The sequence below is a fragment of the Acrocarpospora corrugata genome (assembly GCF_009687845.1).
GTDB lineage: Bacteria > Actinomycetota > Actinomycetes > Streptosporangiales > Streptosporangiaceae > Acrocarpospora > Acrocarpospora corrugata.
Map to the genome: position 1 here is coordinate 38,661 of NZ_BLAD01000090.1, position 17,953 is coordinate 56,613.

Annotated in this window: 15 protein-coding genes and 1 pseudogene; 8 read left to right on the plus strand and 8 right to left on the minus strand. The window is 71.6% G+C overall.

From position 1 onward, the window contains the following. Positions 1 to 50 precede the first annotated feature (50 nt). On the plus strand, positions 51 to 3,353 hold the full coding sequence (locus Acor_RS34720; protein WP_155341011.1) for an ATP-binding protein: 3,303 nt from the start codon (positions 51 to 53) through the stop codon (positions 3,351 to 3,353). Here Acor_RS34720 and Acor_RS34725 read toward each other — a convergent pair. From Acor_RS34725 to Acor_RS34735, 3 genes are read right to left on the minus strand one after another with little or no spacing between them, the layout of a single operon-like run. Further along, on the minus strand, positions 3,325 to 4,800 hold the full coding sequence (locus Acor_RS34725; RefSeq protein WP_155341012.1) for a CoA-acylating methylmalonate-semialdehyde dehydrogenase: 1,476 nt from the start codon (positions 4,798 to 4,800) through the stop codon (positions 3,325 to 3,327). The genes Acor_RS34720 and Acor_RS34725 overlap by 29 nt on opposite strands. Further along, positions 4,797 to 6,080: an aspartate aminotransferase family protein gene (locus Acor_RS34730; RefSeq protein ID WP_155341013.1), complete on the minus strand. Its 1,284-nt coding sequence runs from the start codon at positions 6,078 to 6,080 to the stop codon at positions 4,797 to 4,799. The genes Acor_RS34725 and Acor_RS34730 overlap by 4 nt, the downstream gene beginning before the upstream one ends. A gap of 40 nt (positions 6,081 to 6,120) precedes the next feature. Then, a complete protein-coding gene (locus Acor_RS34735) occupies positions 6,121 to 7,596 on the minus strand; it encodes an MFS transporter (RefSeq protein WP_155341014.1) in 1,476 nt (491 codons plus the stop codon). A 53-nt stretch (positions 7,597 to 7,649) separates the two neighbouring features. On the opposite strand from Acor_RS34735, the gene Acor_RS34740 reads away from it, so the two are divergent. Continuing rightward, positions 7,650 to 8,429, plus strand: a complete 780-nt coding sequence (locus tag Acor_RS34740) for a TetR/AcrR family transcriptional regulator C-terminal domain-containing protein (RefSeq protein ID WP_155341015.1) — start codon at positions 7,650 to 7,652, stop codon at positions 8,427 to 8,429. Here Acor_RS34740 and Acor_RS34745 read toward each other — a convergent pair. Genes Acor_RS34745 through Acor_RS34760 form a run of 4 tightly spaced genes read right to left on the minus strand, consistent with a single transcriptional unit; the run spans position 8,312 to position 11,289 of the window. After that, positions 8,312 to 8,794: a hypothetical protein gene (locus Acor_RS34745; RefSeq protein ID WP_155341016.1), complete on the minus strand. Its 483-nt coding sequence runs from the start codon at positions 8,792 to 8,794 to the stop codon at positions 8,312 to 8,314. The two genes, Acor_RS34740 and Acor_RS34745, sit on opposite strands and share 118 nt — an antisense overlap. Further along, positions 8,752 to 9,972: an ABC transporter ATP-binding protein gene (locus Acor_RS34750; RefSeq protein ID WP_155341017.1), complete on the minus strand. Its 1,221-nt coding sequence runs from the start codon at positions 9,970 to 9,972 to the stop codon at positions 8,752 to 8,754. The genes Acor_RS34745 and Acor_RS34750 overlap by 43 nt, the downstream gene beginning before the upstream one ends. 55 nt (positions 9,973 to 10,027) lie before the next feature. Next, positions 10,028 to 10,783 (minus strand): cupin domain-containing protein, encoded by a 756-nt coding sequence (locus Acor_RS34755; protein ID WP_155341018.1) that lies wholly within the window; start codon positions 10,781 to 10,783, stop codon positions 10,028 to 10,030. Further along, positions 10,780 to 11,289: an RNA polymerase sigma factor gene (locus Acor_RS34760; protein WP_155341019.1), complete on the minus strand. Its 510-nt coding sequence runs from the start codon at positions 11,287 to 11,289 to the stop codon at positions 10,780 to 10,782. The genes Acor_RS34755 and Acor_RS34760 overlap by 4 nt, the downstream gene beginning before the upstream one ends. Before the next feature lie 76 nt (positions 11,290 to 11,365). Between Acor_RS34760 and Acor_RS34765 the strand changes: the two genes are divergently transcribed. The 6 genes and pseudogenes from Acor_RS34765 (at position 11,366) to Acor_RS34790 (ending at position 16,885) form a co-directional block, all read left to right on the plus strand. Further along, the gene (locus Acor_RS34765) at positions 11,366 to 11,647 is read left to right on the plus strand and encodes a hypothetical protein (protein ID WP_155341020.1); all 282 of its coding nucleotides are present in this window, start codon (positions 11,366 to 11,368) and stop codon (positions 11,645 to 11,647) included. Beyond that, positions 11,592 to 12,211, plus strand: a pseudogene (locus tag Acor_RS45005) (nucleoside hydrolase). The gene Acor_RS34765 and the pseudogene Acor_RS45005 overlap by 56 nt, the downstream one beginning before the upstream one ends. Positions 12,212 to 12,249: 38 nt before the next feature. Further along, positions 12,250 to 13,860 carry a PucR family transcriptional regulator gene (locus Acor_RS34775; RefSeq protein WP_155341021.1) on the plus strand — a complete coding sequence of 537 codons (1,611 nt, stop codon included), beginning with the start codon at positions 12,250 to 12,252 and terminating at the stop codon, positions 13,858 to 13,860. After that, positions 13,857 to 14,921 (plus strand): DmpA family aminopeptidase, encoded by a 1,065-nt coding sequence (locus Acor_RS34780; protein ID WP_155341022.1) that lies wholly within the window; start codon positions 13,857 to 13,859, stop codon positions 14,919 to 14,921. Before Acor_RS34775 ends, Acor_RS34780 begins: the two co-directional genes overlap by 4 nt. Before the next feature lie 115 nt (positions 14,922 to 15,036). Further along, on the plus strand, positions 15,037 to 15,294 hold the full coding sequence (locus Acor_RS34785; RefSeq protein ID WP_155341023.1) for a hypothetical protein: 258 nt from the start codon (positions 15,037 to 15,039) through the stop codon (positions 15,292 to 15,294). A 106-nt stretch (positions 15,295 to 15,400) separates the two neighbouring features. Beyond that, complete coding sequence (locus Acor_RS34790) at positions 15,401 to 16,885, plus strand: phosphodiester glycosidase family protein (protein ID WP_155341024.1); 1,485 nt, start codon at positions 15,401 to 15,403, stop codon at positions 16,883 to 16,885. A 9-nt stretch (positions 16,886 to 16,894) separates the two neighbouring features. Here the strand turns inward: Acor_RS34790 and Acor_RS34795 are convergent, their stop codons facing one another. Further along, on the minus strand, positions 16,895 to 17,773 hold the full coding sequence (locus tag Acor_RS34795) for a phenylalanine 4-monooxygenase (RefSeq protein ID WP_155341025.1): 879 nt from the start codon (positions 17,771 to 17,773) through the stop codon (positions 16,895 to 16,897). Positions 17,774 to 17,953: the final 180 nt, after the last annotated feature.

Consider the following 17,953-nt stretch of genomic DNA (forward strand, 5'->3'; position numbering starts at 1 on the left):
GCGACCCGCCACCCGGCGGTACGCTGACCCGGACGATCAGAGGGAGAGTCATGGATTTCCGGCTCTTCGGGCCTTTCACGGTGATCGGCGACGACGGCGCGCCCGTGGATCTCGGCCCCCGCCAGCAGCGTGCCGTGCTGGCCATGCTGGCGACCGAGCCGGGCCGGATCATGTCGCTGGACCGGATCATCGACGAACTGTGGACGGGCGAGCCGCCGTCCGGCGCGACCGGAACACTCCAGTCCTACATCTCCCATCTGCGCCGCTCGCTGGAGCCCGGCCGCGCCCCGCGCACCCCGGCGCGCGTGCTGCTCACCCGGGAGCCCGGCTACCTGCTGGCGATCGCGCCCGGCCAGGTGGACCTGGGCAGGTTCGCGGCCTGGGCCGAGGACGGCCGCCGGGCGCTGGCCCGGGGCGCGCACGCGGAGGCGCTGGAGGCGCTGGACCAGGCGCTCGCGCTGTGGCGCGGCCGTCCACTGCCGGAGTTCGCCGGGTACGCCTTCGCCGAGCAGACCGTCGGGCACCTGACCGAGGTGCACGGCTCGGCCACCGAGGACCGGTTCGACGCCAGGCTCGCGCTGGGCGACAGCGCGTCCTGCGTGGCCGACCTGGAGCGGGTGATCGCCGTCTATCCGTACCGGGAGCGGCTGTGGAGTCTGCTGGTGCTGGCGCTCTACCGGTCCGGGCGGCAGGCGGACGCGCTCGGGGCGCTGCGCCGGGTCAGGAGGCTGCTCGCCGACGAACTGGGCCTGGAGCCGGGGCCTGAGCTGCGCCGGATCGAGCAGGCCGTGTTCGACCAGTCCGCCGACCTGCCGGGGCCGCCGGTGCCGGCGGCGGCCCCGGTCGTGCCCGGTCCGCCGGTGCCGGCCGGGCGGCTGATCGCGCGTGCGCCGCAGCTGGCGCGGGTGGCGGCCCGGCTGGGCGAGGTGCGCCGGGGACGGGGCGGGGTACTGCTGTTCACCGGGGAGGCCGGGATCGGCAAGACCCGGCTGGCGCAGGCCGCGGCCGAGGAGGCCGAGGCGCAGGGGGTGATCGCCGTGTGGGCGCGCTGCCTGGAGAGCGAGGGCGCGCCGGCGTTCTGGCCGTGGCTTCAGGTGATGCGCGCGCTGGGGCGTACCGAGGCGGGGAGCCTGCTCGCCGGTGAGCGGGCCGATCCTGGCGTGGATCCGGGGGCGGCGCTGTTCGCGCTGCACGAGCGGGTGCTGGACGCGATCGGCGCCGGCGACCCCATCCTGATCGTCCTGGACGACCTGCACTGGGCCGACGCGGCCTCGCTGCGGCTGCTGTCGTTCGCGGCAGGGGAGCTGGGGCGGCGGCCGGTCCTGGTGCTGGCCACGCTGCGGCCGGAACCCGGCCGTGACCCGGAGCAGCTCCGCGACACGCTGGCGGCGCTCACCCGGGAGCCGGGCACCGAGCGGCTCGCGCTCCCGCCCTTCACCCCCGGCGAGGTGCACGCCTTCCTGGGCCAGCGGGACGTGGCCGGCCAGGAGCTGGCCGAGGCGCTCTACCGGCGCACCGGCGGCAACCCGTTCTATCTGGGCGAGCTGCTCCGCCTGCTGGACAGCGAGCACCGGCTGGGCGCGGCGGCGGCCTGGGTCGCCGCCGCCGTACCGGAAGGGGTGCGCGAGGTGATCGAACGGCGGGTGGCCCGGCTGCCTGAGCAGACCAGGGAGCTGCTCAGCACGGCGGCCGTGCTCGGCCGCGACGTCAGCCTGGACGTGCTGGCGGCGGCCACCGCCGTCCCCGCGGAAGAGGTCATGTCCGCGCTGGAACCGGCCATCGCCACCGGCCTGCTGGTCGAGCCGCCGGACGGCCACGACTACCGGTTCTCGCACGCCCTGGTCAGGGACGCCCTCTACGCCGGGCTCGGCCGGCTCAGGGCGGCCCGACTGCACCTGAAGGCGGGCGAGGCGCTGGAGTCGCTGCCCGGCGAGGACGCGACGCTGCGGCTGCCGCTGCTGGCCCACCACTTCGGCATGGCGGCCCGGGTCGGCGGGGCCGCCCGCGCGGTGGAGTACGCCACGGCGGCGGCCCGCCAGGCCGGCGCGCAGCGCGCCTACGACGAGGCCGTGGAGCTGTGGCGCAGGGCGCTGGCCGTGCTCGGCGGACACGATCCCGGCCGCCGCTGCGACCTGCTGGTGGAACTGGGTCTGGCGCACCGCGATGTCGGCTCCATCGACGGCGCGCTGGCCGCGGTCGAGGAGGCGATCGAGCTGGCCTCCTCGAACGGCCTGCGGGACCGGCTGGTCGCGGCCGTCACCGTGTTCGGCGGGCTCAGCGTCTGGTTCGTCCGCGCGCACGGCGTCGTCGACGGCCGGCTGGTGACGATCCTGGAGGAGCTGCTCGCCGGTCCGCTCAAGGACGAGGAGCGGGCCGCCCTGCTCGGCACGCTCGGCGTCGAGCTGGTCTTCGGCCCGCGCCGGGAGGAGGGCGAGCGGCTGGCCGCCGAGGGCGTCGAACTCGCCCGCAGGATCGGCGACCCCGCCCTGCTGGTCCGGCTGCTCAACAACTACGTGCTCACCGCGTGGGTGCCGTGGCGGCACCGGGAGCGTGCGGCGGCCGGCGACGAGATGCTGTCCACCCCCGGCATCCGGCCCGCGGCCGAGATCGTCGGCCTGGTGATGCGGATGGACGAACGGCTGAAGAACGGCGAACTCGCCGAGTGGGCGGCCCACCAGGCGCGGGCCGAGGCCCTCGCCCGGGAGGTCAGGCGGCCGGAGCTGACCGCCATGCTGCGAGTCGCCCAGGCGGCGCACGCCAGCATGCACGGCCGGTGGGACGCCGCGGAACGGCTGGCCGCGGAGGCGACCGCGCTGCTCAGCGCTACCACGATCTGGGGGTACGCCGCCCCGGAGATGATCACCGTGTACAGCTGCCGGCGGGCTCAGGGCCGGGTCGGCGAGATCCTCGACCGGCTGGTGAGCTGGGCCGGCGAGCCCGACATGTACCTGCTGCGGGCCATCGCCGTGCTGGGCGCGCTCGACGTCGGCGACGAGGCGCTGGCCAGGGAGCTGATCGCCCGCTGGGGCACCGAGATCAGGGACGACTGGTCGGTGGAGTTCAACATGGTCGTCTGGGGCTACGTGGCCGCCCGGCTCGGCACCCCGGACCGGGCCGAACTGTACCGGCGGATCGCCCCGTTCGGGGACCGGCTGATCAGCATCGGCACCGGCATGACCTGCTGGGGCTCCACCCATCAGGTGCTGGCCGCGCTGGCCGAGGCGATGGGCGACCGCGTGCGCGCGCTCGACCACGCCGAGCGCGCGCACGCCTGCCACGAACGCCTGGGGCTGACCTACTGGTCGGCCCGGAGCGCCGAACTGCTCAGCGGTTGGTCGGGAAGCCCAGGTTGACGCCGCCGTGCGAGGGGTCCGGCCAGCGTGAGGTGACGACCTTGCCCCGGGTGTAGAAGTGCACGCCTTCCGCGCCGTGCACGTGGGTGTCGCCGAACAGGGATGACTTCCAGCCGCCGAAGCTGTAGAAGGCCATCGGCACCGGGATGGGCACGTTCACGCCGACCATGCCGACCTCGACCTCGTTCTGGAAGCGCCGGGCGGCGCCGCCGTCGTTGGTGAAGATCGCGGTGCCGTTGCCGTACTCGCCGGTGTTGATCAGGTGCAGGCCCTCCTCGTACGAGGCGACCCTGACGATCGACAGCACCGGCCCGAAGATCTCCTCGCGGTGCACCCGCGACCCGGCCGGGACGTGGTCGAGCACGGTCGGCCCGAGCCAGAACCCGTCCCCCTCCGGCAGGTCCTCGCGCCCGTCCACGACGAGTTTGCCCTCGCCGAGGTCCAGGTAGGAGGCGACCTTGTCGCGGTGCTCGCGGGTGACCAGCGCGCCCATCTCGGCGGCGGGGTCGTCCCCGGGCCCGACCTTGATGGCGCGGGTCCGCGCAACGATCTTCTCGACCAGTTCGTCCCCGATCGGGTCGACCGCCAGCACGACCGAGATGGCCATGCAGCGTTCGCCCGCCGAGCCGAACCCCGCCGACACGGCCGAGTCTGCGACCAGGTCCAGGTCCGCGTCCGGCAGCACCAGCATGTGGTTCTTGGCGCCGCCGAGGGCCTGCACCCGCTTGCCGTGCGCGGTGCCGGTCTCGTAGACGTACCGGGCGATGGGGGTGGAGCCGACGAAGCTGACCGCCTTGACGTCCGGGTGGGCGAGCAGCCGGTCGACGGCGACCTTGTCGCCCTGGACGACGTTGAACACGCCGTCCGGCAGGCCCGCCCGCCGCCACAGGTCGGCGATCAGCAGCGACGCCGACGGGTCCTTCTCCGACGGCTTCAGCACGAAGGTGTTGCCGCAGGCGATCGCGACCGGGAACATCCACATCGGCACCATGGCCGGGAAGTTGAACGGGGTGATCCCGGCGACCACGCCGAGCGGCTGGCGGATGCTGAAGGAGTCCACACTGGTGGAGACGTTCTCGGAGAAGCCGCCCTTGAGCAGGTGCGGGATGCCGCAGGCGAACTCCACCACCTCCAGGCCGCGGGCCACCTCGCCGAGCGCGTCGGCGTGCACCTTGCCGTGCTCGGCGCTGATCAGCGCGGCGATCTCGTCCTTGTGGCCGGCCAGCAGTTCGCGGAACCGGAACAGCACCTGGGCGCGCTTGACCAGGGACGCGTCCCGCCAGGCGGGGAAGGCGGCGAAGGCGGCGGCCACCGCTGCGTCGACCTGGCCGATGTCGGCCAGCGCGACCCGGCCGGTCTCCGCGCCGGTGGCGGGGTTGAAGATCGGGGCCGTGCTCCCCGCGCTGTCCGCGGGGGCGCCGTTGATCCAGTGGGTGACGTGCTTCACGAGATGTTCTCCAGGGCGGTCACCAGGATGGCGAGGCCTTCGCGGGCCTCGTCCTCGGTGAGGGTGAGCGGCGGGGCCATCCGCATGGCGTGGCCGTACAGGCCGCCCTTGCCGGCCAGCAGGCCGAGGCTTCTGGTCTCCTCCATGTAGCGGGCGGCGAGGGCGGGCGACGGCGCGCCGGAGGCCGGGTCGACGAGTTCGATGGCGAACATCAGGCCCTTGCCGCGGACGTCGCCGACGATCGGGAAGCGGGGGGCGGCTTCGCGCAGGCCGTCCAGGATGATCGCGCCGGTCCTGGCCGCGTTGGCCTGCAGGTCGTGGCTGAGCACGTAGTCGAGGGTGGCGTTGGCGGCGGCCATCGAGATCGGGTTGCCGCCGAAGGTGGCCAGGCCGACCGCGTGCGGGGCGTCCATCAGGTCGCCGCGGGCGACCACGCCGCCGACCGCGAAGCCGTTGCCGAGGCCCTTGGCGAAGGTCATCATGTCCGGCGTGACGCCGTGGTTCTGGATGCCGAAGAAGGCGGAGCCGGTCCGGCCCCAGCCGGTCTGCACCTCGTCGGAGATGAACAGGACGCCCTGCTCGGCGAGGACTTCCTGGTAGGCGGCGAACAGCCCGTCGGGGGCCATGGTGAACCCGCCGACGCCCTGGATCGGCTCCGCGATCAGCGCGGCCACATCGTTGGAGACCACGGTGGCCAGCACGTGCCGCAGGTCGTCCACGCAGGCGGCGATGTAGTCGGCGTCCGACAGGCCCCTGAACTGGACCAGCTGCCGGTCCGCGCCGTGCAGGAAGTGCACGTTCAGCGGGGAGAGCGAGTTGTTCTTCCAGGACCGGTTGGAGGTCACCGAGATGGCGCCGAACGAGCGGCCGTGGTAGCTCTGCCGCATCGCCAGGACCTGGTCGGACTTGCGGGCGTAGGTGGCCAGCAGCAGCGCGGTCTCGTTGGCCTCGGTGCCGGAGTTGGTGAAGAACACCTTGGCGTCGGGGATGCCGGACAGCCGGGCGATCTTCTCCGCGAGCTCGATCTGCCCGCGGAGCAGGTAGACGGTGGAGGTGTGCACCACGCCGGTGGCCAGCTGCCGCTCCACCGCCTCCCTGACCTCGGCGACGTCGTACCCGATCATGTTGGTCAGGATGCCCGCGAAGAAGTCGAGGTAGCTCTTCCCGGCCGCGTCGACGACGCGGTTGCCCTTGCCGCTGACGATCTCGATGGGGTCGTTGTAGTACAGAGCGAGCCAGTTGGGCATCACCGCACGATGGCGGGCAAGAAGGTCCGACATACTTCCGAGTATCGCGGCTGCCCCGCCGGACTCCTACCAATCAATGTGTCGGCATAGGCGAAACTTCCGTTACACGCTGACGGGGGAGGACGAGCAGCGCGACGACCGCGGCGGCGACCGCGAAGCCGAGCCCGACCAGCGAACCCACCGACATCGCGGACAGGAACGCCTCCTTGCCCGCCTCGGCCAGCGCCGGCACGCCGCTGTCCAGGGCCACGTTCACCGACTCGCGGGCCGCGGCGGGGGCCGACTCCGGCATCGCGGCGGTGTACCCGCTGGCCAGCACACTGCCCAGGATGGCGATCGACAGCGCCATGCCGACCTGCTGCACGGTGTCGTTGAGCGCAGAGCCGACGCCCGCGTGCTCCGGCGGCACCGCCCCCATCAGGGTCGTGTACGCCGAAGGTCCGGCCAGCCCACCGCCCACGCCCATCACGATCAGGCTGGACACCAGCAGCAGATACCCATCCGAACTGTCCAGCGTGGACAGCAGCCCGAAGCCGCCCGCCATCACGGCCAGCCCGGTGGTGATGAGCGCCCGGTTGCTGACCTTCTTGCCCAGCCCCGCGCCGACGCCGTTGAAGACCATCGCGGCGAACACGTACGGCAGCAGCGCGATCCCGGCCCGCAACGGGTCGTACCCGAGCACGAACTGCAGATACTGCGTGAGCGCCAGCATCAGCGCCCCCGACCCGAAGGCCAGCAGCACGATCGACGCGCAGGCCCCGCTGAACGCCCGATCCCGGAACAGCGCCAGCGGCAGCATCGGGTGCGCGGTCCGCAGCTCCCACACCACGAAGCCGCCCAGCCCGAGCACGGCCGCCGCGACCAGGCCGAGGTTCCAGCCGTCCGCGGGGAAGGTGATGACCGCCCAGACCAGCGAGCTCATCCCGACGACGGACAGCACCACGCCGACCGGGTCCAGGCGGCGGCTCGACCCGTAGGTCTCCGGCATCAGCACCAGCGCGGCGATCACGGCCACGATCGCGACCGGCACGTTCAGCAGGAAGACCGAACCCCAGTAGTAGTGCTCCAGCAGCACCCCGCCCAGGGTCGGCCCGGCGATCACGCCGACCATGGCCACCGAACTCCACGCGGCGATGGCCTTGCGGCGTTCGTCCTCGTCGAAGACGGTGATCAGGATCGACAGGGTGGACGGCATCAGCACCGAGCCGCCGACGCCCATCAGCGCGCGGGCGCCGATCAGCTGCCAGGGCTCGGTGGCCAGCGTGGCCAGCCCGGAGGCCAGGCCGAACACGACCAGGCCGGCGATGAGGGCACGGCGGCGGCCGTACCGGTCGGAGAGGGAGCCGACGGTGAGCAGCAGACCGGCGAAGACCAGGACGTAGGAGTCCAGGATCCACTGGATGTCGGCGGGGGTGGCGCCCAGGTCGCGCATGAGCGCGGGGATCGCCAGATTGAGCACCGTGCTGTCCACGACGAGCACGAGCAGAGTCAGACAGAGAACGAGAAGAATCCACCAACGACGGGGGTCTCGTACGGTGTTCGAGGTCACCCGCACACTGTACGGGACTCCTCGTACGCCGTGCGAGCCAATATGGTGGAAGCGTGTCCGACAAGGAGTTCACCTCGGTCTGGACCCGGAAACCGCGCGTCCGCCGGGAGCCGGGCCTCAGCCGCGACCAGATCGTCAAAGCCGCCATCGACCTCCTGGACGCCGACGGCCTCGACGCCCTGAGCATGCGCAAACTCGGCGCCAAACTGGGCTCAGGAGCCACCAGCGTCTACTGGTACGTGGCGAACAAGGACGAACTCCTCGAACTAGCGATGGACGAGGCGTACGCGGACGTGGTCCTGCACCGGGATCGCCAATGGCGGGAGACGGCCAGCGACTACTCCTACGGCCTGCGCGGCACGATCCTGCGGCACACCTGGCTGGCCCAGCTGATCGGCGTGGTCCCCAGCCTGGGCCCGGAGGCGCTGCGCTGCTCGACGATCCTGCTGGACGCCTTCGCCCGCGGCGGGTTCCGGGGCCTGGACATCGACTACGCGGTGTCCGCGGTGATGTCGTACACGCTGGGCTCGACCCTGCCGGAAGCCTCCTGGCGCAACGCGGGCGCCAAGGCGCAGTCCACCGAGAAGGCCCAGGTGGACGGCATGTCCCGGGTGATCGAGCAGGTCACCCAGGAACATCCGGCGCTGCAGGAGCGCTACCGGCTCTACAACACCCCCGGCTTCGACCCGCGACTGGCCAGGCAGATCGGCTTCGACTACGGCCTGGTGGCGATGCTGGACGGCTTGGCCGTCCGCCTGCGCCAGGCCGAATCGCGGGAGGCCCAGGCCAGCCCGGCCACCCCGGCGACGAGCAGCACCGACCAGCGGACGTGAGCGACCGTCCAGTCGACGGTCCGCAGTCCCAGCAGGGTCCACTCGCCGGGCGCCGCCAGCGCGCCCAGCGTGAGCACCACCAGCTCCGTGGCCGCGAGCACCCCCGGCTCGGGCCCGCCCCTGCCCCGGCCGAGCAACGCCGCGAACGCCAGCCCGCCGATGAACAAAGCGGCGAACTCCAGGCTGAGCCAGAGCAGCCACACGCCGGGCAGCCGCGACCGTTCCACCAGAAGCGAGACGATCCACACCGGCAACGCCACCAGCGACGCCAGCCCGGCCCGGGTTCCGACCCTGACCCACCGCGGAGCCGGAACCGGCGCGGTCACCTCGGCGGAGGCGTCGTCCAGGAAGAACAGCGCCCCCATCGTGAGCACCAGCGCGACCGCCCGCAGCGACCAGAGACTCCCCTTCCAGTCCCCATCCGGGACATCGGCAGCGCGCCGAACAGCTTGTCGCCGCCGGCCCGCCGGGACGCGCTCGCGACCAGCTCGGCGGCGAAGAACACCGGCACCCCCGGCCACATGACCATCCCGTTGGTGAGCAGGCTGAACGGCGGCCGTGGCCCCCAGTAGTCACGCAACTCCACCACCGACGCGACCACGAACAGCGCGAACCCGGCCAGCACCAGCGGATGCCGCAGCAGCCGCCACGCCTCGGCCACCGCCAGCGCGGGCACGTCGGTTTCACCACGCCGACGGTCATGACCCCACCCCACGGCGGCGTCCCCGAGCAGCAGCAGATACCCGTCCTCGATGGTCGGCTCGACCAGCCGCGCCGCCTCCGGCGCGGGCCCGATGTTGCGGAACAGCCCCTTCCCGGTACGCCACGACAACATCCCCGAACGTTCCGGCGACAACCACACCTGCCCTTCTGCGACCCGCCGCAACTCCTCCGGCGTGCCCTCGAACGCGGCCCGGCCCTCGTCGAACACCACGACCCGCCCGCACAGCGCGGCCACGTCCTCGGTCTGGTGGGTGGACAGCACCACCGTCCGGCTCTCCCCGTTCCGGGAGATCAGCTCGCGAAACCGCAGCCGCTGCTCGGGATCGAGCCCGGCCGTCGGCTCGTCAAGCAGGACCAGCTCCGGCTGCCCCAGCAGCGCCTGGGCGATCCCCACCCTCCTCCGCATGCCACCGGAGAGCGCGCGGATCCGCTTACCGCCCAGCTCCGTCAGCCCGACCTCGGCGAGCACCCGGCGCACATCGTCGTGGCGTTCCCGGCGATCCACCATCTCCTTCAGGATCGCCACGTAGTCCACGAACTCGAACACGGTGAAAGCCCGATGGAAGCCTGGCTCCTGCGGCAGATAGCCGAGCCGCCGCCGGATCCGCAGCCGCTCGGCAGCCGGATCACACCCGAGCAGCCGCAGTGTGCCGGAGTCGGCGGCGAGCACGGTGGCCAGCATCCGGATCAGCGTAGTCTTGCCGGCTCCGTTCGGCCCGAGCAGCCCGGTCACCCCCGGCCCCGCCGTGAACGACAGGCCGTCCAGAGCTCGATGCCGACCATACGATTTCACGACATCGGTGACGACGACGGTGTTCATCGTGATCCCTCGTTCTGGTAGCGGTCGCGGCGCAGGAACAGCAGGGCCGCCGAGATCAGGACCACGGCCAGCGCGGTGACCTGCCCGGCCGTGCCGAACAGGGCCAGCGGCTGGTCCCTGACCGCGAACGCCGAGACGCCGCCAGCCAGAGCAGCGTGAGCGCCGCCCCGCCGTACGCGGGCTCGAACCGGCTGGGCAGCAGCGTGAGCGCGGTCAGCGCCAGCGCCGGCAGCAGCCACGCCACCACCGCCCAGTCCCGGCCGAGCGCCGCGAACCCGGCCACGAACGCCAGCCCGGCCGAGGTGACCAGCACCGCCGCCGCCCGCGCCAGCATCAGCCGGAACGCCGAATAGGGCGCGGCCAGCCCGATCTCATGCGCCGGATCGGCCCCCCGCCCGAACGCCAGCGCCACCCCCGCCACCGGCAGCACCGGCGCCAGCCCGAGGAACCAGAGCATCCCCCACCGGTCGTCCACCCCCGCCGCCAGCACCGCGAACAGCAGCGCGACCGCGTTGGCCGCCAGCCACGGCAACCGCAGCGAGTGCGCCGCCGCCAGCAGCCGCGCGGTCGGCTCGTCGATCCCGGCCCACCGCGGCAGCCGCTCGAACGGCCCCGGCCCCGGCGCGTCCACCGCGTCCGCGACCTCCCGCCACAGCCGCCCCAGCCGATCGGCCGGTACGGCTCCCGCCACCGAACCCCGGCAGCGCTCGCAGGCCAGCAGATGCGCCTCCACCGACGCCGCGGCGGTCCCGCCCAGGTCACCCCCGGAGTACCGGGTGGCCAGCTCGTCGTCGACATGCCAGTCCGTCATGCCAGTCCCTCCCGCAGTTGGGCCTTCGCCCGCATCATCCGGGTCTTCACCGTTCCCGAGGGGAGGCCGAGCAGCTTCCCGGCCTCCCTGGTGGTCAGGCCGTCCAGCACCGTGGCCTGGACGACCGCGCGCAGCTCCGGCGACAGGCGAGCGAGCGCGCCGCCCAGGTCGCCGTACTCGATGCCGAGCAGCACCTGCTCCTCGGCCGACACCACCACCTGCTCGTAGGCGGGCAGCACCGCCAGCGGGCGGCGGCGCAGCTGGTCGAGCAGGCGGCGGATGCCGATGCCCCAGATCCAGGCGGCCACCTCGCCCTTGGCGTTCCAGCGGGCGGCCGTGCGCCAGACCGCGACGAAGGTGTCCTGGACCGCCTCGTCCACCAGGGTGGCGTCGGCGCAGCGGCGGGTCAGGCGGAGGATGAGCCAGGGGGCGTGCCTGGCGTAGAGGATCTCCAGGGCGCGCCGGTCTCCCTCGGCGATCGGCCCAGCAGTCGGGCGTCCGGCCACGCCTCGTGCTCATTCATACCCCTCTGTCGGGGGCCGGGCGGGAACCGGTTCACGGTGAGCGCCCGACAGAGAGGGCATGAAGCGCATCCTCCCCCTGCTCCTGGCCGGCACGTTGACGGCGTGCGCCCCGGCCACGCACCCACCCGAAGCACGAAAAATCATTGTTGATACGGACATGGGGCACCTGAATGACGATGCGCTCGCCACGCTGCTGGTCGCCGGTTCCGGCGCGGAGATCCTGGGGGTGACCATCGTGGGGGGGCAACACCTGGCCGGAGGACGGCCTGGAACACACCCGCCGCCTGCTCGCCACCCGCCCGGACATTCCGGTCATTCTTGGCGATACCACTACACCTGAACGCCGTGCCGGATATTCGGGGGCGGTCGAACACCGGCGGACGAATCCCCGCCGGGGCCCGGCCGCCGGCTTCATCGCCGAGCAGGTCACCGCGCATCCGGGCGAGGTGACGATTCTCGCGCTCGGCCCGGCGACCAATCTGGCGAAGGCAGTACAGACCACCCTGGCATGGTCCCGCTGGTTGAACAGGTCGTCTATCTGGGCGGAGGCACCGGCGGCGAACAGGAGTTCAACTGGTGGTTCGACCCCGAAGCCGCTCAGATCGCCGTCAACACCCCATTTCCACATAGGACGGTCGTTCCCTTGGATGTGGGGATCTCGGTGCTCAAAACGGACCTGAAGCCCAGCCTGGGCCGTTTCTTCGCCCGGAGCCCGGAACTCCCGGCCTGGGACGCGGTCGCCGCCGCCATCGCCCTCGATCCGGCCCTGGCGACCGACCGCGCGGACGTCGGCGTCACCGTCGGCGGATCCGGCACGATGAACCTCGGCCCCGGTTCGATCTCCCTCGTGCTGGCCCTAGACCAGGAACGATTCCGGCAAACCCTGCAAAGTGTCAGGGATTGATGCCTCATACTTACACCCTGATCCGGTAGCCTCCCTACATGCTCCCCACGGTCGCGGACGTGCTCTCGCTTGATGCCGTCCGGCGCGGAAATCCGCGCGTCGTCGCGGGCGCCGATCGGCTCGACACCCGGGTTCGCTGGGTGCATGTAGGGGAAATCAGCGACATCGCCCACCTGCTCAGAGGTGGCGAACTGGTGCTGACCACCGGCGTGGCCTTGCCGTCGGAGCCCGACAAACTCGCAGAATACGTCGCCGACCTCGCCGCGGTCGGCGCCTCCGGGCTGGTCGTCGAGCTGGGCCGCAGGTTCGTCAAGGAGCTGCCGGGGGCCGTGATCCGGGCCGCCGAAGAGCACGGGCTGCCGCTGGTGACGCTCACCAGGGAGACCCCGTTCGTCCAGATCACCGAATCCGTGCACGCCCGCATCATCGACATCCAGCTGGAGGAGCTCCGCGCCTCCGAGCAGCTGCACGAGGTCTTCACCGAACTCTCGGTCGAGGGCGCCTCCCCCGCCGAAGTGCTCGGCCAGGTGGTCCGCTTCTCCGGCCGGCCCGCGCTGCTGGAGAACCTGGCCCACCAGGTGCTCGCCTGCGACGCCGCCGGGCAGGACACCGGCGTGCTGCTGGCCAGCTGGGAGAGCCGCTCCCGGGCGGTCGCCACCGAGGGCCGCACCGCCTACGACAGCACGTCCGGCTGGCTGGTCACCACCGTGGGCGCGCGCGGCCAGGACTGGGGGCGGCTGATCCTGCTCTGCGACGGGACGCCCAGCCCGCGTGACATCGTGCTGGCCGAACGCGCGGCCACCACGCTCGCCCTCGGCCGCCTGCTCGAACGCCACCAGGAGTCGCTGGAACGCCAGGCCCACGGCACGATCATCACCGGCATCCTCACCCACGCCTACGCCGACCCCGACGAGGCCGCCGCCCGCGCCCGCGCCGTCGGCGTGCCGCTCACCGGCCGCAAGTTGATCAGCGTCGTGCTGCGGCCGATCGCCGAGGGCGACACCGCGCTGGACGAGCAGGTCCGCCTCGGCGACCTGGCCGAGGCCACCGCCTCCGCCTGCCGCGACGCCCGCCTGCCCGCCCTCGTCGGCGCCCTCGACCAGGCCCGCGTCGGAGTGCTGCTGCCGCTCCCGCCGCGCACCACCGCCGAGACCGCGCTGGCCGCCCTCGCCGACCGGCTGCGCGCGTCCTTCCCCAACCCGTTCGTGCTGGCCGCCGGTTCGATCGTGGAATCGGTCCGGGACGTACGGCGCAGCTTCCTGGAAGCCGAGCAGGTCGCCGACGTGGCCGTCCGCCAGCCTGACGGCCGGCCCTACTACCGCCTCCCCGACCTGCGCCTGCGCGGCCTGCTCCACCTGCTCAGGGACGACGCCCGGCTGCAGACCTTCGCCGAACGCGAGCTGAGCCCGCTGCTGGCGCACGACGCCCAGCGCAACGGCGACCTCACCCGCATCCTCGGCATCTACCTCGACGCCGGCCGCAACAAGGCGGTCGCCGCGCAACGGGCGCACCTGTCCAGGCCCGCCTTCTACGACCGCCTCCGCCGCCTGGAGCGCATCCTCGACACCGACCTCGACGACGTCGAATCGTGCCTGTCCCTGCACGTCGCGCTGCTCGCGCTGGAGTCGTTCCGAAGGGAGACGCGGTGAGAGCGCGCGACCACGGCATCATCGTCGGCTCCGGCACCCCTGGCCCGCACAACGCGATCACCGACGTCCCCGGCGTCCGGGTCGGGCACACCACACTGATCAGCGGCGAGGGACCCCGCGTGGTCGGCGTCGGCCCGGTGCGCACCGGCGTCACCGTGGTGCTCCCGCACGAGGGCTCCGCCTTCGACGAGCCGGTCTACGCCGGGCTGCACTGGCTCAACGGCAACGGCGAGATCACCGGCATGGCCTTCCTGCGCGAGTACGGCATCCTCGGCTCGCCCATCGGGCTGACCAACACCGGCTCGGTCGGCGTGGTCAGGGACGCGCTCGTCGAGATCGAGGTCGGCGCGCTGCGCAAGGGCTCGGTGTCCTGGTCGCTGCCGGTGGTCGGGGAGACCTGGGACGGCTCGCTCAACGACATCGACGGCCAGCACGTGACGGCCGCGCACGTCCGGGAGGCGTACGCGCGCGCCGGCGGCGGCCCGGTCGAGGAGGGCGCGGTCGGCGGCGGCACCGGCATGATCTGCCACGGCTTCAAGGGCGGCATCGGCACCGCCTCCAGGACCGTCGACGGGTACACGGTCGGGGTGCTCGTCCAGGCCAACCACGGCGCGCGGGAGCGGCTCACCGTCAACGGCGTCAACGTCGGGCGGCACCTGCCCGAATCGCTTGCGCCGTACGAAGGGGCCGGGTCGATCATCGGGATCGTGGCCACCGACGCGCCGCTGCTGCCGCACCAGTGCCGGCGGCTCGCCCAGCGGGCCGGGCTCGGCGTGGCCAGGACCGGCGGAGCCGGGGAGAACTCCAGCGGCGACGGCTTCCTCTGCTTCGCCACCGGCAACCGCAACCTGCCCGCCAACGCGCTGGACGCCGTTCCCCCCAGGACCTACCAGGTAACCGTGCTCGCCGACGAGTACATCGACCCGCTCTACTACGCGGTGATCGAGGCCACCGAGGAGGCCATCGTCAACGTGCTGGTCGCCGCCGAGACCATGACCGGCGCGGACGGGCTGACCATCCCGGGGCTGGACGGTTCCACGCTGGCAAACCTGCTCACCTGAGCCCGCAGGTCACAAGGGCGGGGGAGAAATCACCCCCCTCCGGGTGTAACACCAACCCCACCCGAATACTCTCCGTATGCTCGCCATCACGGATACGACGTGCTTGGCTACACGGGTGACCCCAACCGAGCAAGAGATCACGAATGGGATCGCCCGCCGCTCGATCCCCGCGCCCGACCCGGCCCTCACGGTCCGCGCGCTCTCCTGCCGCTTCCCGCGCTGGACGATCTGGTGGGGGGAGTCCACCACCCGCTACTGGGGCATGTCCCGCCGAGCCGGGGGCGCGTTCGTCTACGTAGAGGCACAATCCGCCCAGGAATTCGTACAAAAGGCGCGAGACATCGAATACCGCGCACCGCAAAACAACCCTTAAAAGGCAGACAACGCCGAATTCTCATACTCTTTGGCGTGTTTCGCTCTCCTTGATCGAACATTCTCGACACGATGGTCTCTTAGGCCATTAATCGGGAGAGAACCTCATGCGACGCCGCCTGACCGTCGGGACCGCCGCGATGATCGTCACAGTCACCGCTGTGTCGGCACCGGCCCTGTCCGCGACAGCCGCATCAGCGGAATCCATACCGGCTGGACTGCCCTCGACCAAGTTCCCACTAGGGGTCCCGGGCATCCCCAAATCAGCCGGCAAAATACTCGGCGCCGGAATCGAGTACTTCACCCTCAAGCACGGCACCTCGGAGGACGGCTACACCGTCAGCCTGCTCTCCGCCGGCAAGGACGCCATGTCCGCCACCACCGCCCAGAACCTCGCCGTCGCCGCCCAGACGGCCGGCTTCGAGCCGACCGTCGTGCAGTTCACCCGCCCCGCCATCGCCGACTACCCCGCCCAGGACTACTGGATGGTACGGATCGGCAACTGGACCCTCAAGCAGAAGGGCGACGCGGCCAAGGTCGTCGACGAACTCAAGGACGCCCAGCTCAGCGCCAAGGTCGACTACCTCGGCGACGACGGCTTCCTGACCTCGGGGCCCTGGTCGATGCGGGTCGTCACGGTCGACCCGCGCAGCTTCCGCGGCACCTTCGCCTCCTCGCTCGGCGCCAGCACCGCCAAGCGGGAGAAGGTGTCCGCGATGGCGAAGGCCGGCGGCGCGTCGATCGCGGTCAACGGCGGCTTCTTCGACATCCACACCTCCGCCGCCTACCGCGGCGACCCGACCGGCATCTCGGTCGTCGGCGGCAAACTGCTCAGCGAGGCCGTCGCCGGACGCACCGCCGTGGTGATGAAGGGGCGCACCGCGCGCATCACCGAACTGTCCTCGAAGGTGACCGCCTCCGCCGGCGGTCAGAACGCGCCCGTCGCCGGGGTGAACCGGGTGGCCAAGCCCGACGAACTCGTCCTCTACACCGAGGAGTTCGGCACCAAGACCCCCTCCACCGGCGGCGCCGAAGCCGTGCTCGACGCGACGGGCAAGGTGCTGGGCGTGCGGACGGCCGGCGGCAAGGTCACCAAGGGCCGGCGCGTCCTGCACGGCGTCGGCGCGGCCGCCGACTGGCTGCGCGCCTACGCCGCGAAAGGGCAGACCGTCAGCGTCAAGACCACCGTCAGCGACCTGCGCAAGAAGCGCACCATCCCGCTCACCCCCGACACCTACATCGTCGGCGGCGGGGTCGGCCTGGTCCGCAACGGCAAGACCTGGATCACCGCGTCGGCCGACGGCATGGCGAACGTCAACATGATCCTGCGCCGCCACCCGCGCACCCTGGTCGGGGTGACCAAGACCGGGAAGCTGATCCTCGCGGTGGTCGACGGACGCGCTCCCGGCGTCACGGTCGGGGCCTCCTTCCTGGAGGCGGCGCAGGTGATGCGCTGGCTCGGCGCCCGCGACGCGATCAACCTGGACGGCGGCGGGTCGAGCGCCATGATCGTCGGCGGCAAGGTCGTGAACAAGCCGTCCGACGGTTCGGAGCGCGCGGTCGGTGACGCCCTGCTGGTGAAGCTCGGCTGACCGGGCGGGCTAGGCGCGGAGGTTCGCGATCGTGTCGTCGTCGCAGGTGGCCCAGAAGGAGCCGACCACGTCTTCGAGATGGTCCAGCGAGGCCGCCGCGAACAGCACGTCCTGATATTTCGTGATGTCGTACTGCGTGGCGCCCATCGCGGCGAGGTCGAGGGGACGGATGTCCATCCCCCGGAACTCCTCGATCTCGCCGTACGAGCTGAGGATCCCGGCGCCGTACACCTTGAGTTCGTCGTTCTCGTGCATGACGCCGAACTCCATGGTGAACCAGAAGATCTTGGAGACGAACTCCAGCGCCTCTTCCGTCTCGACGTGCTGGGCGGCGCGGCCGGCCAGGCGGTAGAGGTCGGCGAAGCGGCGGGACGCGAGCGTGTTGCCGTGGCCGATGACCTCGTGGATGACGTCGGGCTCAGGCGTGTAGAACGGGACCGAGTGGTGGCGGATGTACTGGGTCGAGTGGAAATATCCGTCGGCCAGGACGCCGTAGAACTCGCGGAGCGGGACCAGGCCCGCGGCCGGGAGGTAGCGGAAGCCGGTCAGCGGGGCGAGCAGGTCGCCGACCTCCTCCAGCTGGGGGATGTGGTCGGCCGGCAGGCCCAGTTCCTCGGTGGCGTTGACATACTCGGTTACCGCGTACTTGTGGTGTTTGGCGGCCAGTTCCCTGGTCACCAGCGCCCAGACCTGGTGCTCCTCATCGGTGTACTCGGCGTGCGGGATCGGATCGCCCTTGTGGTGACCGATGGCCAGGGCGGCGATCGCGTTGCGTCGGGCGCGGTAGACCGGATCAGCGAAGCCGGGATGATTGGCCGCGAGCTGCACGACGACGGAACCGTCCTCGTTGGCCGCGACCGGAGCGAAATACTGAGCTTCCTCGAACATCTACAAATGACATCAACTCGGGTGCGGTACTGGCAAGTGTGCCCAGCTCAGGCTGGGCAATCCGTCCATCCGGGCGGGGGTTCGCGGCGTGCGGGTGGGCAATCTGCCCAGCGTCGTTGCCAGGTCTGGAACAAGCCCTGAAAACACGAAAGCCCCAGCCGAATGGCTGGGGCTTTCGAT

What these genes read in the sequence shown, in the direction of transcription:
- Acor_RS34795 (WP_155341025.1), bottom strand. Translation starts at nt 17,773, where the DNA reads ATGTTCGAGGAAGCTCAGTATTTCGCTCCGGTCGCGGCCAACGAGGAC.
- Acor_RS34765 (WP_155341020.1), top strand. Translation starts at nt 11,366, where the DNA reads ATGAAGCGCATCCTCCCCCTGCTCCTGGCCGGCACGTTGACGGCGTGC.
- Acor_RS34750 (WP_155341017.1), bottom strand. Translation starts at nt 9,972, where the DNA reads ATGAACACCGTCGTCGTCACCGATGTCGTGAAATCGTATGGTCGGCAT.
- Acor_RS34730 (WP_155341013.1), bottom strand. Translation starts at nt 6,080, where the DNA reads ATGTCGGACCTTCTTGCCCGCCATCGTGCGGTGATGCCCAACTGGCTC.
- Acor_RS34775 (WP_155341021.1), top strand. Translation starts at nt 12,250, where the DNA reads ATGCTCCCCACGGTCGCGGACGTGCTCTCGCTTGATGCCGTCCGGCGC.
- Acor_RS34790 (WP_155341024.1), top strand. Translation starts at nt 15,401, where the DNA reads ATGCGACGCCGCCTGACCGTCGGGACCGCCGCGATGATCGTCACAGTC.
- Acor_RS34720 (WP_155341011.1), top strand. Translation starts at nt 51, where the DNA reads ATGGATTTCCGGCTCTTCGGGCCTTTCACGGTGATCGGCGACGACGGC.
- Acor_RS34755 (WP_155341018.1), bottom strand. Translation starts at nt 10,783, where the DNA reads ATGACGGACTGGCATGTCGACGACGAGCTGGCCACCCGGTACTCCGGG.
- Acor_RS34745 (WP_155341016.1), bottom strand. Translation starts at nt 8,794, where the DNA reads ATGGGGGCGCTGTTCTTCCTGGACGACGCCTCCGCCGAGGTGACCGCG.